The sequence below is a fragment of the Mycobacterium sp. genome (genome assembly GCF_050701515.1).
Lineage (GTDB): Bacteria > Actinomycetota > Actinomycetes > Mycobacteriales > Mycobacteriaceae > Mycobacterium.
In genome coordinates this window covers 1-15,021 of the sequence record NZ_JBOGDB010000165.1, presented here as the reverse complement: position 1 = coordinate 15,021, position 15,021 = coordinate 1, and the positions used below count along the sequence as shown (strand labels likewise).

Annotated in this window: 14 protein-coding genes and 1 tRNA gene; 11 read left to right on the top strand and 4 right to left on the bottom strand. The window is 66.5% G+C overall.

Translation table 11 applies throughout. The annotated features are described in order from the left end of the window. Together ACRDU5_RS13910 and ACRDU5_RS13905 are read left to right on the top strand one after the other, a co-directional pair. A partial coding sequence (locus tag ACRDU5_RS13910; protein ID WP_526615151.1) for an ATP-binding cassette domain-containing protein occupies nt 1–274 on the top strand: 274 nt, incomplete at its 5' end. Then, a complete protein-coding gene (locus ACRDU5_RS13905) occupies nt 271–1,101 on the top strand; it encodes an energy-coupling factor transporter transmembrane component T family protein (protein WP_526615150.1) in 831 nt (276 codons plus the stop codon). The genes ACRDU5_RS13910 and ACRDU5_RS13905, both read left to right, overlap by 4 nt. Here the strand turns inward: ACRDU5_RS13905 and ACRDU5_RS13900 are convergent. From ACRDU5_RS13900 to ACRDU5_RS13890, 3 genes are read right to left on the bottom strand one after another with little or no spacing between them, the layout of a single operon-like run. After that, nucleotides 1,098–2,462: an ABC transporter substrate-binding protein gene (locus ACRDU5_RS13900; protein ID WP_526615148.1), complete on the bottom strand. Its 1,365-nt coding sequence runs from the start codon at nt 2,460–2,462 to the stop codon at nt 1,098–1,100. The two genes, ACRDU5_RS13905 and ACRDU5_RS13900, sit on opposite strands and share 4 nt — an antisense overlap. Beyond that, nucleotides 2,459–3,286, bottom strand: a complete 828-nt coding sequence (locus ACRDU5_RS13895; protein ID WP_526615147.1) for a carbohydrate ABC transporter permease — start codon at nt 3,284–3,286, stop codon at nt 2,459–2,461. Before ACRDU5_RS13895 ends, ACRDU5_RS13900 begins: the two co-directional genes overlap by 4 nt. Continuing rightward, complete coding sequence (locus tag ACRDU5_RS13890) at nt 3,273–4,145, bottom strand: carbohydrate ABC transporter permease (protein ID WP_526615146.1); 873 nt, start codon at nt 4,143–4,145, stop codon at nt 3,273–3,275. The genes ACRDU5_RS13895 and ACRDU5_RS13890 overlap by 14 nt, the downstream gene beginning before the upstream one ends. Nucleotides 4,146–4,191: 46 nt before the next feature. Between ACRDU5_RS13890 and ACRDU5_RS13885 the strand changes: the two genes are divergently transcribed. Genes ACRDU5_RS13885 through ACRDU5_RS13875 form a run of 3 tightly spaced genes read left to right on the top strand, consistent with a single transcriptional unit; the run spans nt 4,192 to nt 7,932 of the window. Further along, a complete protein-coding gene (locus ACRDU5_RS13885) occupies nt 4,192–5,709 on the top strand; it encodes a metallopeptidase TldD-related protein (RefSeq protein WP_526615145.1) in 1,518 nt (505 codons plus the stop codon). A 2-nt stretch (nt 5,710–5,711) separates the two neighbouring features. Beyond that, a complete protein-coding gene (locus ACRDU5_RS13880; RefSeq protein WP_526615144.1) occupies nt 5,712–7,085 on the top strand; it encodes a metallopeptidase TldD-related protein in 1,374 nt (457 codons plus the stop codon). Nucleotides 7,086–7,092: 7 nt separating this feature from the next. Further along, on the top strand, nt 7,093–7,932 hold the full coding sequence (locus ACRDU5_RS13875) for a carboxymuconolactone decarboxylase family protein (RefSeq protein WP_526615143.1): 840 nt from the start codon (nt 7,093–7,095) through the stop codon (nt 7,930–7,932). 11 nt (nt 7,933–7,943) lie between these two features. Here the strand turns inward: ACRDU5_RS13875 and ACRDU5_RS13870 are convergent, their stop codons facing one another. Beyond that, nucleotides 7,944–9,884, bottom strand: a complete 1,941-nt coding sequence (locus ACRDU5_RS13870; RefSeq protein ID WP_526615142.1) for a potassium transporter Kup — start codon at nt 9,882–9,884, stop codon at nt 7,944–7,946. Nucleotides 9,885–10,015: 131 nt separating this feature from the next. On the opposite strand from ACRDU5_RS13870, the gene ACRDU5_RS13865 reads away from it, so the two are divergent. From ACRDU5_RS13865 to ACRDU5_RS13840, 6 genes are all read left to right on the top strand, one after another. Continuing rightward, a tRNA-Ile gene (locus tag ACRDU5_RS13865) sits at nt 10,016–10,089 on the top strand. A gap of 272 nt (nt 10,090–10,361) precedes the next feature. Continuing rightward, a complete protein-coding gene (locus ACRDU5_RS13860; protein WP_526615141.1) occupies nt 10,362–13,022 on the top strand; it encodes a sensor histidine kinase in 2,661 nt (886 codons plus the stop codon). Next, complete coding sequence (locus ACRDU5_RS13855) at nt 13,019–13,465, top strand: roadblock/LC7 domain-containing protein (protein ID WP_526615140.1); 447 nt, start codon at nt 13,019–13,021, stop codon at nt 13,463–13,465. Before ACRDU5_RS13860 ends, ACRDU5_RS13855 begins: the two co-directional genes overlap by 4 nt. After that, the gene (locus ACRDU5_RS13850) at nt 13,462–13,839 is read left to right on the top strand and encodes a DUF742 domain-containing protein (protein WP_526615139.1); all 378 of its coding nucleotides are present in this window, start codon (nt 13,462–13,464) and stop codon (nt 13,837–13,839) included. Before ACRDU5_RS13855 ends, ACRDU5_RS13850 begins: the two co-directional genes overlap by 4 nt. Further along, a complete protein-coding gene (locus ACRDU5_RS13845) occupies nt 13,820–14,404 on the top strand; it encodes a GTP-binding protein (protein WP_526615138.1) in 585 nt (194 codons plus the stop codon). Before ACRDU5_RS13850 ends, ACRDU5_RS13845 begins: the two co-directional genes overlap by 20 nt. A gap of 36 nt (nt 14,405–14,440) precedes the next feature. Further along, on the top strand, nt 14,441–15,021 hold a 581-nt coding region (locus ACRDU5_RS13840), incomplete at its 3' end, for an MHYT domain-containing protein (RefSeq protein ID WP_526615137.1).

The following is a 15,021-nucleotide window of genomic DNA, read 5'->3' as shown; positions in this document are numbered from 1 at the left end:
GCTCAGCGGCGGGCAGATGCGCCGCGTCGTGCTAGCCGGGCTGCTGGCCCGCTCGCCGCGCGCGCTCATCCTCGACGAGCCGCTGGCCGGGCTCGACGCCGCCAGCCAGCGCGGACTGCTGCGACTGCTCGAGGATCTGCGGCGCCGCGCCGGGCTGACGGTCGTCGTCATCTCACACGACTTCTCCGGGTTGGAAGACCTGTGCCCGCGCATCCTGCACCTGCAGGACGGTGTGTTGGCGACGGCGCCGACCACGGCCGGGGGCATGTCATGACCGCACCCACTCGCAGGCAACGCAGGCCGGTCGTGCTGCTGCGGCCGGTGCCCGGCCGCACGGTCATTCACGACCTGTGGGCGGGCACCAAACTCGTTGTGGTGGCGGGCATCGGCGTGCTGCTGACGTTCTACCCGGGCTGGGTGCCGATCGGTTTCGTGGCGGCCCTGGTGCTTGCGGCCGCATGGCTGGCGAGAATCCCGCGTGGTGCATTGCCGTCGATACCGCGCTGGCTGTGGATCCTGCTGATTCTCGGCGGCGTCACCGCCACTTTCGCCGGCGGCAGCCCGATCATCGATTTGGGGACGATCGAGGTGGGCCTGGGAGGCCTGCTGAAGTTCCTGCGCATCACCGCGTTGTCGATCGTGCTGCTCGGGCTGGGCGCCATGGTGTCGTGGACCACCAACGTCGCCGAGATCGCGCCGGCGGTAGCGAAGTTGGGCAGGCCGCTGCGCCCGCTGCGGATCCCGGTCGACGACTGGGCGGTCGCGCTGGCACTGGCGCTGCGGGCGTTTCCGATGCTGATCGACGAGTTCCGCATCCTGTATGCGGCGCGCCGGCTGCGACCGAAGCCGGTGCTGACCACTCGGCGCGCGCGTCGGCGGCGATGGGCCTTGGAAGTCATCGACCTGATCGCCGCGGCGATCATCGTGGCGCTGCGGCGTGCCGACGAGATGGGCGACGCGATTACCGCGCGCGGGGGTGCGGGTCAGATCTCGGCGGCGCCGTCGCGGCCGAAAGTGCGGGACTGGGTGGCACTTTCGATCGTCGTGGCGGTGTGCGGCGTCGCGCTGGCGCTGGAACTCACGCTGCTGGGCACCAGTTAGCGCTCGGCCGCGGCGTTCGCGGCAGCCTGAGCATCGGCCAGGCTGCTGTCCACGTCGGCGCGCCCGAGGAACATCTCGTCGAAGTAGGGCTGCAACGCCTGGTATCCCGCGGCGAAGCCGGGCCCGCCCGGTGCGGGGATGCGCGGACCGTTGAGCACGGTGAAGAACGGCCCGACGTCGATTCCGCGGCGTGCCCAGTAGTCGAAATAGACGCGCTGCGCCGCGAGCACCGCGGGAACGGCCGCGCCGCGGGCTCCGAGGTGCTGATTGCCACGGGTGCTGCCCATCCAGGCCAGCACCCGGCGCACGGCGTCGGGATGTTTAGACGCCGAATTACCGGCGGCGGCAATGCCGTTGGTGACGCTCACTCGCCCCGCTGGTCCCGCCGGAAGCATGACAACGCCCCAATGGAATCGACTCTGTTCGGCGATCGCGGCCAGGTTGTAGGTGCCGGATTGGAACAGTGCCATCCTGCCCTGCAGGAACTGGTTGCGGGAGAAGTCACTGTTGCTGTTGGTGTCCGACGCCGGCGGGGCGACGTGATCCTCGTTGATCAGCCGCACCAGATACTCGAATGCCTCGGCCGATGCCGGGTTGTCGAAGGCGAATCGATCGCCGTCGGAGAAGACGCCGCCGGCCGAGCCGATGTAGTTGAGATAGATGCCTTGAAGGTCGTTGGCCGCGTTGTAACCCCACTGCCGGACCCGCCGGGGGTCGAAGCCGGGTTGGTCGGCGCGGCGCCCGTTGGCGTCCACGGTCAACCGGGCCAGCAGCGGCCGCAGAGTGTCGTCGCCGCCGGGAGACCAGCGCAGTGCGACCAACTGTGTCAGATCGACACCCGCCGCCTCAACCAGGTCGGCATTGAAGTACACCGCGATCCCGGCGTCGGTGAGTTGCGGGATGCCCCACAGCACGCCGTCGCGGGTGAACTGATCCACCACCGACGGCTCCCAGGCCACCCCGGCTGAGCCGGGCAGACCGGCATCCGCGGCGCTCGGTCCCAACGTCTTTTCGATGTTCATCAGCCTGCCGCCGTCGGCATATCCGGCGAAGTATGCGTTGGACAACCAGAAGATGTCGTCTGCGCTGCCGCCCGCGACGTCGGTCCGCAGCGTGTCGAAATAGGTCGCGTACGCCACCACGTTGACGCGCACTTCGATGTCCGGGTTTTCCCGGGAGAACTCGGCGAAGGACTGCCGGTATGCCGTCGCCACCTGCTCGTCCCACAGCCGCACCGTCACCACCGTCCGGCCGTCGGGCTCCGCCGAGCGGCCCAGCAGTATCGCCGCCACCAACAGCGCGGTCATCGACAGTGCAAGCGCAGTCGCAAGAAGCGTGGAAAACCTTGGTCGCAAGCTCATTTCAGCCCCGTCACGACTATTGACCGGACGATGTGCCGGCCGAGGGCGACGAAGAGCACGATCAGCGGAACGATTGCCACCGTCGTGGCAGCCATCACCAGCGTCCACTGCGCGTTGTAGCGTGACTGCAGAGCCGCGGTCGCGACGGTCAGCACCTGCCATTTGTCGCCGCTGGTGATCACCAAGGGCCACATGAAGTTATTCCATTGAGAGACAACGGTGATCAGTGCCAGCGTCACCAAGATGGGCTTGCTGGCCGGCACCACCACGTGCACCAGGACATCGAGCGTGTTGGCGCCGTCGATGCGCGCTGCGTTGATCAGATCGGCGGGAATAGTGCGAAAGTACTCACGCAACAAAAAGATCGCGTAGGGCGAGCCGAACATGAACGGCACTACCAGAGCCCAGAAGGTATTGCGCAGGCCTGCTTGCGCCATCATCAGATACAGCGGCACCACCGTCACTGTCGCGGGCACCATCAACGTCGCGATGTAGCACCAGAACAATGTGTCGCGGCCCGGGAAGTCCAAGCGCGCGAAGGCATAGGCCGCCAAGACGGAGAATGTCAGTTGGCCCAGCAGAATCACGGCGGTCATCAGCGCGGTGACCACCAGGGCGCGGCCGAACCCGGCGTCGGCCAGCCCGGTGTAGTTCTCCAGTGTCGGTGGGGCCGGCCACGACAAGGGGGACTCCGTGTTGAACTGCCGCGCCGAGGTGAACGACGTCAGCAACCCCAGCGCGAACGGCGCCAGGGTTATCACCGCACCGGCGGCCAGCACGGCGTAGATGACCGACCCCGACGCCATCCGGCTAGGCGATGTCATAGGTGATCCGCCGCCGGAAATACAGGTGCTGGACGACGGTCACGCCGACCAAGAGGACGAATAACACGATCGTCATCACCGCCGCCCGTCCGACCGCGGCGGCGCCGAACGCCTCGGCGTAGATGCGGTGCGCGATCAGGTCGGTGCGGCCCTGCGGACCGCCCGCGGTCAGCGCGTAGACGGTGTCGAATACCTGGGCGGCGCTGATGATCCCGGTGACCAGCACGAAGAACAGCGTCGGACGCAGCATCGGAAGGGTGATGCGCCGGAACCGCTGCCATGCGGTTGCGCCGTCCGTGCGCGCCGCGTCGTGGATGTCGGCGGGGATGGCGAGGATGCCGGCCAGAAAGAACAGCGTGACGTAGCCGACGTTGGTCCAGATCGTCACCGCCGAGACGACGGGCAGTGCCAAGTCCGGATCGGTGAGCCACTCGATCCGTTGTCCCAGCAGCGTGCTGACCGCGCCGTCGGTGGGCGCCAGGATCCACCGCCACAGCACGGCGATCGCCAGCGGGGCACAGATCCACGGCAGCACATACAGTGTGCGGAAAAAGCCGCTGCCCGGCAGGTCGCGGGCCAGCATGGCCGCTGCGATCAGCCCCAGCATTGTTTGGGTGGGCACCACGATCGCGATGAACAGCGCCGTGGCCAACAGCGAGGTCGCAAACGACGGATCGGCCAGCACCAAACGCCAATTATCCAGTCCGACATAGCGAATCGGGCCCAACAGGTCCCAGCGATGCACACTGAGCCACGCCACGACCAGCATCGGCAGCAGCAGGAAGGTGACCACCCCGAATAGGCTGGGAGCGAGCAGTGCATACCCCAGCGGCGTTGATCGGATCCGATTGGCGGCCACCGAGCCATTAAAGCGGGCCCGGCCCGGTCGAACTACGGTGTTAGCCGTGACAGCCAGCCGACAGGTCGACGCCGACTTCCTCGGGCTGCCGCGACATCAACTCGCCGATGCGGCGCTGTCCGCCGCCGTGGCGGCCGGCGCCAGCCACGCCGACCTGCGCATCCACCGCACCACCAACGAGGTCGTGCGGCTGCGCGACGGTGAGTTGGAGACCTCCGTCGTCGACCGCGAGATCGGCCTCGCGGTGCGGGTCATCGTGGACGGCACCTGGGGTTTTGCCTCGCACGCCGAGCTGAATCCCGAGGTGGCGGCCGAGACGGCCCGTCGCGCGGTGCTGGTGGCGCGCGCCCTGGCTCCGCTCAACGGCGAGACGATCGAGCTGGCTCCCGAACCGGTGTACGCCGACGTCAGCTGGGCCTCGGATTACCGGACCGACCCGTTCGCGGTCGCGACGGCCGACAAGATCGGGGTGCTTGCCGAGTATTCGGGACGGCTGCTGGCCGCCGACGGCGTCGACCACGCCTCGGCCAGCCTGCACTCGGTGAAGGAGCAGACGTTCTATGCCGACACATTCGGTTCGTCGATCACCCAGCAACGAGTGCGAGTGAATCCGACGCTGGAGGCGGTGTCCGTCGACGCCGCAGCGGGAAGCTTCGAGACCATGCGCACCCTGGCGCCGCCGACCGCACGCGGCTGGGAGGCCGTCGCCGGCGACGACGTGTGGGACTGGTCGGCGGAGCTTGCGCAGCTGCCGGTATTGCTGGCCGAGAAGGTCAAGGCGCCCAGCGTGACGGCCCGGCCGACCGACCTGGTGATCGACCCCTCCAATCTGTGGCTGACCATCCACGAATCCATCGGACACGCCACCGAATACGATCGAGCCATCGGTTACGAGGCCGCCTACGCCGGCACGTCGTTCGCCACGCCGGACAAGCTGGGCATGATGCGCTACGGCTCGCCGGTGATGACCGTGACCGCCGACCGTACCGAGGAGTTCGGGCTGGCCAGCGTCGGCTGGGACGACGAAGGTGTGCAGGCGCAGCGCTGGGATCTGGTGCGCGACGGCATCTTTGTCGGGTATCAGCTTGACCGGGTGTTCGCGCTGCGGCTGGGTGTGCCGAGGTCGAACGGCTGCTCCTACGCCGACTCACCGCACCACGTGCCGATCCAGCGGATGGCCAATGTGTCGCTGCAGCCGGGCGCCGACGATCTATCCACCGATGACCTCATCGGGCAGGTTGACGATGGCATCTACGTCGTCGGCGACAAGTCGTGGTCAATTGATATGCAGCGGTATAACTTTCAGTTCACCGGACAGCGATTCTTCCGGATCCGTGCCGGCAAGCTCGACGGCCAGCTGCGCGACGTGGCCTACCAGGCCACCACCACAGACTTTTGGGGAGCGCTGGAAGCCGTTGGCGGCGCATCGTGCTGGCGCCTCGGCGGGGCATTCAATTGCGGCAAGGCGCAGCCCGGTCAAATCGCCCCGGTCAGTCATGGCTGTCCGTCGGCGCTGTTTCGCGGCATCGACGTGCTCAACACCCGCGCCGAAGGGGGACGGTAGCCGTGATCGCCGCGCAGCAGGTCATCGACATGGCGTTGGCGGAGGCCGACCGGTTGGGGAAGGCCGAAGAGACGATCGTGTTGGTCACCGACCGTGTGGATTCCGCGCTGCGGTGGGCGAACAATTCGATGACCACCAACGGCGAGTCGGTACAGCGCAGGACGGCTGTGATTTCCATTGTGCGCCGGGGCGATAGCGGCCACGTCGGTTCGTTGACGTCCAGTGAAGTCGATCCGTCGGTCATTGCGGGCTTGGTGGCGGCATCGCAGAAGGCGGCGCTGTCGGCGCCGGAAGCGCGGGACAGCGCGCCGCCGGTGCCTGCTACCGATACGCCGACCGACTGGGACGCACCGATTCCCGGTACCTCCGCGCAGGTTTTCGGCGGCGTCGCCGATGCATTAGCGCGTGGTTTCCGGGGGCCGGACCAACTGTACGGCTATGCCCGGCACATCGTCGAGACGACGTTCGTCGCCACCTCGAGTGGGCTGCGGCGACGTTACACGCAGCCGACGGGTTCGGTGGAGATCAATGCCAAGCGGGACGGCGCCAGTGCCTGGGCCGGTATCAGCACGCCCGACTTCACCGATGTGCCAACCGATTCGATGCTGGCGCAGCTTTCGACGCGCCTGGGTTGGGCACGGCGATCCGTCGAGCTGCCAGCCGGGCGCTACCAGACGATCCTGCCGCCATCCGCGGTGGCCGACTTGATGATCTACCTGGCGTGGTCGATGGATGGCCGCGGCGCGCAAGAGGGTCGCACGGCGTTTTCGGCGCCCGGTGGCGGCACCCGGGTGGGAGAGATGGTCAGCGACCTGCCGCTGACCATCTACTCCGATCCTGCCGCCCCGAGCCTGGAGTGTCTGCCGTTCGTCGCGGCGCCCAGTTCCTCGGAACGGGTGTCGATTTTCGACAACGGCATGGATGTCGAACGGGTCGACTGGATCCGCGACGGCACGATCAACGCGCTGGCCTACCCGCGCGCGGCGGCCGGCGAATTCGGTGTTCCGGTCGCGGTGCCCGCGGGCAACCTGCTGATGACCGGCGGTTCGGCGAGCCTGGCCGATATGGTCGCCGGCACCGAACGCGGACTGCTGTTGACGACGATGTGGTACATCCGTGTGGTTGACCCCGCCGTGCTGCTGCTGACCGGGCTGACCCGCGACGGCGTCTACCTGGTCGAGGACGGCCAGGTGACCGGCGCGGTCAATAACTTCCGGTTCAACGAAAGCCCGCTGGACCTGATGCGCCGGGCCACCGAGGCGGGCGTCAGCGAGATCACCCTGCCGCGGGAGTGGGGTGACTGGGCCACCCGGGCGGCCATGCCGTCGATACGAATCCCTGACTTTCATATGTCGTCGGTCAGTCAGGCGCAATAATGCGACGGTGCACGATCCGTTGAACGGCGAACTCGGCCGACTTCTTGCCCTCGCTCCCCGCGACTATGGCCGGATCAACGCGCTGGTGCGCCAGACCTGCGCCAACACCCTCTCGCTGCCGCAGCTGCCGGCCGAGATCACGGTCGACGGTCCGGACGACGCGGCGGAGTCGGCCGTCGTCGAGTTCGCCGAACAGTTCAGCGTCGACGTGTCGTCCATCGGAGACGACCTGCGGGCTCGGTTTACCTCCGCTCTGGAAACGTCGGTGATCGGCGCGGTGATGCTGACGTTCGTCGCCGACTACCTCCCGAGAGTGCGTGCCGGACTGGAGGCAATTGGCCTGCCGGTGCCGTGGACGGACGCGGTCCGGTGGGACCACGACAGCGATCCGGCCGACGTGTTGTTCAACTCGTTTCTTCCGTGCGTTGCCCGACTGCGCGCGCTCGATCCGGTGACGTCTGAAATCGTTCGGCTGCGCGGGGCCAGACAACACAACTGCCGGCTGTGTCAGTCGCTGCGCGAGGGCAATGCGTTGGATGCGGGTGGAACGGAGTCGCTGTACACCCAGATCGACCACTTCGAGACGTCGGATGAACTGACCGAACGCCACAAGGCGGCGCTGGGGTACGTCGACGCGCTGATTTGGTCGCCCGCCGCTATCCGGCCGGAGGTGGCGGCCGGGGTTCGCACGCATTTCACCGAGGCCCAGGCGTTCGAGCTGAACGTGGACGTGATGCGCAACGCGAGTGACAAGATCGCCGTCGCGCTGGCCACCGATGCTCCCCGAGTCGAGAACGGGACCGAGCGATATCTCATCGACGCGGACGGGCAGACGGTCTTCAGCTGAACGACGTGTGCCTACACCTCGATTCGCGATCCCATGATCAAAGTGCGGTCTCGTGGTAGGCCGAAATGTTCGGCGGCGTCGGCGGTGATGTAGGACGTCGCGATGAACAGGTGCTTGCGCCAGGCCGCCATCGTCGGCTGGTCGCCCTTCGTCAATTCCAGCTTCGACAGAAAGTAGGAGGTGCTGTCGACCGAGATCCGGCCTTCGGTCTGCTTCGGGTCGAGTCCGCGAAGTGCGTCCAGCACGTGCACCCTTTCCATATAACCGAAATTCGCTGTGACGTAGATGATCCCGTTCTTCTTGTAGCCAAGAGTGTCGATCACCGTTCTTTCGGACTCCGGCACGCGTGGCACCGGCAGCGTCTCGATCGACATGATCACCACGTGCTTATGGAGCACATGATTGTGCTCGACGTTGGTTCGCATGGCCAGTGGAGCGGTTTCTTTTCCGCGGTTGAGGAACACCGCAGTGCCGGGAACGCGCGTTAACGGCGGCTGGCGGTCGCGGAGTTCGTCTATGAATCCGCGGAGCGGTCCCTCCGCCTCCTCGCGCGCCCGCGTGACGATCTGACGTCCGCGCTGCCAGGTGGTCATGACGGTGAATGCGGTGATGCCGATCAGCAGCGGCAGCCATGCCCCGTGCACCAGTTTGGTCAAGTTGGCCGCCACGAACAGCAGATCGATGAGCAGCAGAGCGCCGCCGCCGGTTAGCACCAGCCAGAGCGGGGTGCCCCACCTGGTGCGGGCGTAGTAGAGGAAGAGCAGCGTGGTGATCGTGATCGTGCCGGTCACCGCCATGCCGTAGGCATACGCCAGACGTTCCGAGCTGCGGAAGGCGAGCACCAGCGTGAGGACCCCGACCATCAGCAGGCCGTTGATCCACGGCACGTATATCTGTCCCGCCTGCGCCGCGGACGTGTGCACCACCCGCAACCTCGGCAGATATCCGAGTCGAGCGGCCTGCGACGCCACCGAAAATGCGCCGGTGATTACCGCCTGCGACGCGATTACCGTTGCGGCGGTGGCCAATAGCACCATCGGCCACAATGCCCAGCCGGGAATCAGCAGGAAGAAGGGCGCACGCATGGTGGCCGGATCGCCGATCAGCAGCGCGCCCTGGCCCATGTAATTGAGAACCAGCGCCGGCAGGACGACAAACAGCCAGGCGCGGATGATGGCCTTCCGCCCAAAGTGGCCCATGTCTGCGTAGAGGGCCTCCGCGCCGGTGACCGCGAGCACGACCGCGGTCAACGCGAAGAACGCAATCTCGAAGTGCCCGACCATGAAGGTCAGCGCATAGGTCGGCGAAAGCGCCTTGAGGATTTCCGGACGGGCGGCGATGCCGCTCACTCCAGACGCGCCGATCGCGACGAACCAGGTGATCATCACCGGACCGAACAGCCGTCCGACAGCGGCCGTGCCACGCCGCTGGACGGAGAAGAGCGCGACGATGATCACGGCGGTGATCGGAATGACCCAGTCCTTGAAGTCGGGGTCGACCACCTCGATGCCCTCGATGGCGGACAGCACGGAGATTGCCGGTGTGATCATGCTGTCGCCGAAAAACAGTGCGGAGCCGAAGACTCCGAGCGCAGCTAACATCAGCGCGGTGCGGCGACCGTGTGACGAGCCCCATCGTCGCAACAGCGTGATGAGCGCCATGATGCCGCCCTCGCCATTGTTGTCCGCGCGCATCACCAGGGTGACGTAGGTGAGGGTGACGATGAGCATCACCGACCAGAAGATCAGGGACACCACCCCGTACACGTTGTCGGCGCTGAGGGGAACAGGATGCGGGTCGCGGGGGTTGAACACGGTTTGGACGGTGTAGATCGGGCTGGTCCCGATGTCGCCGAAGACGACTCCGAGCGCGGCGAGGACAACGGCCAGCCGGACCGGCTTTGAGCCGCCGGTCGGGCGCGCCGACGATGCGGCTTCGGAATCTGTTGGCATCGGCATGGTCCCCTGACTCGCAGCGACGCGGCGGATTGATGGTAGATCGCCACTGGACCGCCGGTCGGCAACGAAACGATTCCGAGGGGCGCTAACGTAGTGGAGCGCGCAGCGGCGACAACGCTGGACTGGGGGCGGTAGCTCAGTTGGTTAGAGCTGCGGACTCATAATCCGTCGGTCGCGGGTTCGAGCCCCGCCCGCCCCACTTCAGCCCCACTTCAGAGGTGTATTACTCCGGCTGATCCTTGACGCAGGCCGCTGACGTGTCCGCGGGAATAAGCGGGCCGAGGCTGCCGCCGACTGGGACGATTGTTGTGATCGTTTCGTTATCAAGACAGGCGTCACCTGCGGTTTTGCGACACCGCGAGGCTGCTGTCGTTCACCCAGTCGATGCATAACCGTGATAACTGCTCTACCATCGCGTTGGCTGGGTGCTTCTACTCGAACGTCAATTGACCCGGCGGAGGGTGGCACGGCATGGATGCCAATGGTCCGAACGTCGTCGAACCTGCGCATCCGGCCGTGTCGCGGGCATCGGTCGCGGGCTGGCCGTTGCGATGGAAAGTCGCGGCGATCATGGTACTCCCTGTCGTGCTCGCTGTGACGTTCGGCGCGCTGCGGATCCAGAACGAACTCTCGGCGGCATCGAAGTTGAGCGTCGCGTCCGGCAACGCCGGGATCGTGGTGCCTGCAGTCGAGTTCGTCGATCGACTCGATGGTCTCGCCTACGCCGCCGCCTCGGGTGCGCCGATCGCGGAACCGCTCACACAGTTCGACGCGAGCGTGACGGCCCTGGCGTCGCTGATCACGTCTGCGGAGTTCGACCCGACAGTCACTGCGGAGCTCGCGACCGCATCCTCGACGGCGAAGACGTTGCGCGACGAGATCGCATCCGGCCCAGTGCCGCAGCTACGGATCGCCGAGCGAGCGGAGAGTGTGGCGATCGGTGTCTCCTCGGCGATCGCAACGGCAACGGCGACCGTCGGCGACGACGCCGTGCGCCCGATTGCGGACCGGCTCGGGAACGTTCTTGCGGCGCAGCGGGCGCTGACAACGCAGCGGGTGCTGGTCGCCGCGCCGGACTTCGTCGATTCGGTCGTGCTGCGGACCAAGGCGGCGGAAGCGGCAGGTGCAGAGGCGGCGGCGATTGATCGGCTCGCCCAGCTGACGCCGACGGGTGAAGGCACGGCGTTGCGCGGGGCATCCGACCTTCGGCGCGATGCCTACACCCGGCCGCTGGGCGAATCCGTGTACGCGACCCAGTTCACCAGCGCGATGCAGGCGAGCGTCGACCAATATCATGCTATGGCACAACAACTTTCGTCCGATCTCGAGCGCACGGTGCATACTCGGGCCAATGCGTTGCGATCCGCGGCCCTCCGTGACACCGCGATCTTCCTCGGTGCAGTGCTAACCGCACTCGTCGTTGCACTTGGAGTCGGCCGGTCGCTGATACGGTCGATCGGTGGCCTACGCCGCAGCGCACTGCAGGTCGCGCGGGTCCAGCTGCCCGAGGAGATCGATCGACTCAGCAAGGGTGGTGGCGTGCCTGAGATCACGGCGCTGCCGGTCAGGACCAACGAAGAAGTGGGGCAGCTGGCGCGCGCGATCGACGACATCCACTTTCAAGCGGTCCGCCTGGCCGGCGAGCACGGCGTCCGCCTGCAGATCGGCGACATGTTCGAAACCCTTTCCCGCCGAAGCAGATCCCTCGTAGAAGAGCAGCTGGCGCTGATCGAGACACTCGAGCTCGACGAAGACGATCCGGTCCGGCTCGATCATCTGTTTCGGCTCGATCACCTCGTGACGCGCATGCGCCGCAACGGCGACAATCTGCTCGTGCTTGCCGACACGGTGGAACACCACCGCCGGTCGGCGCCCGTGCCGCTGCCGGAAGTGCTGCGCGCCGCGATGTCCGAGGTCGAGCAGTACCGTCGGGTCAAGGCCGGCCCTACCGGCGACGTCTCGATCGTCGGCGCGGCGGCGGGTGATGTCGGCCACCTCATCGCGGAGCTGCTCGACAATGCATTGCGGTACTCGCCGCCGGAATCGTCGGTATCGGTGACGGTCTCGCGCGCGGTCGATGGCGGCATCCTGGTCGAGGTGGCCGATCGGGGACTCGGTATGTCCGCGGAGGACTTGCGCGCGGCGAACGAACGGCTCGCGCTGGGCGGCGAGGTAACTCCCGAAACTGCCAAGAGGATGGGCCTTTTCGTCGTCGGCCGGCTTGCGCGACGCCACGAGGCCACTGTCCGGCTCCGCACCACCGACGCGTTGAACGATCGGCCCGGTGTGACGGCTAGTGTGCACTTACCCGGCACGCTGATTGCCCCGCCGGCCGAAATCGTCGATCCACTCGACGATCCGCTTGCCGGATCGTACGGCGACGCGCTGCCTCGGTCCACCGAGCACGGGCGTGTACCGGACCGTGAGCTCGGGAGCGAACTCGACGGCGGTGCCGCCAGCGCACGTGACGACGACGAGGTGGGCTCGCCGGCGACCACACCGACGAGCGGATCGGATGCCTCGGCGCACAACGGCAGCATGTTCCCGAAGCGGTCGCCCGGTGCGAGCGGTGTCAACGACGTCGCCGGCCCCCAGGACGGACGGACAGCCGTGGAGCCGGCGGTAGCCGCCGAGCAGGGGCCGGCACGCCAGTCGACATCGAATACGTTTGCCTTCTTCACCACTCGGTCAACGCCCGACGCGCCGCCTTCGCAGGCCACGCCGGCCCCGTCCAGCCCGCCACAGTCCACGCCGGCTGCCGAACCTGCGTTGCCGAACATCGAGTCCGAGAGTGCGCCGATTTTCGAGCGGATGGTTTCCGAATGGCTGATGGACCCGACCACGCTCGAATCACGCGACGGGGATTGGGCCACCGTTGCCGACGCCGGCTGGGCCGCCGCTGCGAAGGCGGTCGAGCAGAAACCGGAGCGGCACACTGAATCCGGGCTGCCGATCCGCGAACGCGGCGCGCGGCTGGTGCCGGGCCACGCCGGGAGGGGATCCGACGCCGACGCCGACGTGGGGCGCGATCCCGCGGCGATTGCAGACATGCTGAGCCGAGCACTGGCCGGTGTTCGCAGCGGACGTTCCGAAAGCATTGGAGCACACCGTCGAATCGAAGGAGACCGATGAACAACGGCACCCAACGGGACGGTCGGTCCGCAAGCTCCGTACCTGCGACCACTCGGACCCTCGACTGGTTCGTGTCCAACTTCGTCCGTGACGTGCCAGGCGTGTCACACGCGATTCTCGTGTCGGCCGACGGTCTCCTGATGGCGGCGAGCTCTCATCTGCCGGCTGATCGCGCGGACCAACTGGCAGCCGTGACATCGGGTTTGGCGAGCCTGTCCACCGGCGCCGCCCGGTTGTTCGAGGCTGGAGACGTCCGCCAGTCGATCGTTGAGATGGACGATGGCTACCTGCTGTTGATGGGTGTCGGGAACGGATCGTATCTCGCTGCGCTGGCGTCGATCTCGTGTGAAGTCGGGCAGGTCGGATACGAGATGGCGGTGCTCGTCGACCGGGTCGGCAAGGCGGTACAGGCCACTCCGCGTGCGACGCAGGGAGTTCGATGACCCTCAGCATGGACACGCCAGAGACAAAACGATCACCCAATCGCGCCCGGCCATACACACTCACGGGCGGGCGAACCCGCCCCCGGATCGAGCTGCCGATCGAGGTTACGGTGGAGACCCTGATGGCGAGCGGCGAGCTCGATTGGGCGCCAGGCGATGTCCGCACTGCGATCGTCCGGTTGTGCCGCGGCCGGCCGTCGATCGCCGAGATCTCGTCCTACGCCGAACTGCCGATCGGAGTGACCCGGGTGCTGGTGGGGGATCTGGTGGAGAGCGGCCATCTTCGTGTTCACGCCACGCTGACCGACCATTCGACCGTTTCGGAACGGCGCCGACTGATCGAAAGGACCCTCGATGGGTTACGAGCACTATGACCCCGGCGGTACTGCGTCGTCGACTAAGATCGTGATTGCCGGTGGCTTCGGTGTCGGCAAGACCACGTTCGTCGGCGCGGTGTCGGAGATCGTGCCGTTGACCACCGAGGCCCTCGTCACGAGCGTCTCGGACAGCCACGATGACCTCGAGGCGACCCCTGGTAAGGAGAGCACCACGGTCGCAATGGATTTCGGCCGGATCACGATCGCGGACGACCTCGTGCTGTACCTCTTCGGCACGCCAGGACAACGCCGGTTCTGGTTCATGTGGGACGACCTTGTGTGTGGCGCGATCGGTGCCGTCGTGCTCGTCGACACCCGCAGGCTCGAGGACAGCTTTGCCGCCGTCGACTTCTTCGAGGCACGAAACCTACCGTTTCTCATCGCCGTCAACGAGTTCGACAATGCCCCGACCTTTATCGTCGAGGATTTGCGGGAAGCACTCGCAGTGCCCCCGAGCGTCCCGATCATCAGCGTCGACGCACGGCAACGCGATTCGGCGAAGAACGCGTTGATCGCGATCACCTCGTACGCACTTGATCGTCTGTCGACGACGGTGCCCTGATCCCCTGTCCGCCTCCACAGTCTCAAGGAACCGACCATGCATAATCACGTACACCACTTCGACATGGGCCTCTGGCTGCTGTTTCTGGCGTACATCGTCTCGGTGACCGGCTCGGTCGTCGGGCTGGCGTGCACCCGTCACAGCGCCGCGGCGTCCGACAACCGCGATCGGTTGCGCTGGCTCGCCATGGCGTCGATCGCCATCGGCGGGGTGGCGATCTGGCTGATGCATTTCATCGCGATGCTCGGCTTCGCGATCCCGAACAGCGTGGTCCGCTACCACCTTGGATGGACCGTCGCATCAGCGGTGCTGTCGATCTCGGCGGTGTTCGTCGGGCTGATCACCATCGGCCGGACCGTCGATCTGCGCCGGCTCATCCCCGGTGGCGTGATCACGGGCCTGGCCGTCGCCCTGATGCACTACACCGGCATGTGGGCGGTGCAAATCCAGGGCACGATCGCGTACGACAAAGGCCTTGTCGCCCTGTCGATCCTGATCGCCGTGGTCGCAGCGACGGCCGCGCTGTGGTTCACGCTCGTCCTCGAGTCGCTGGTGCTGCGATTCGTCGCAGGGCTCGTAATGGGCGTCGCTGTCGTCGGAATGCACTACACGGGCAT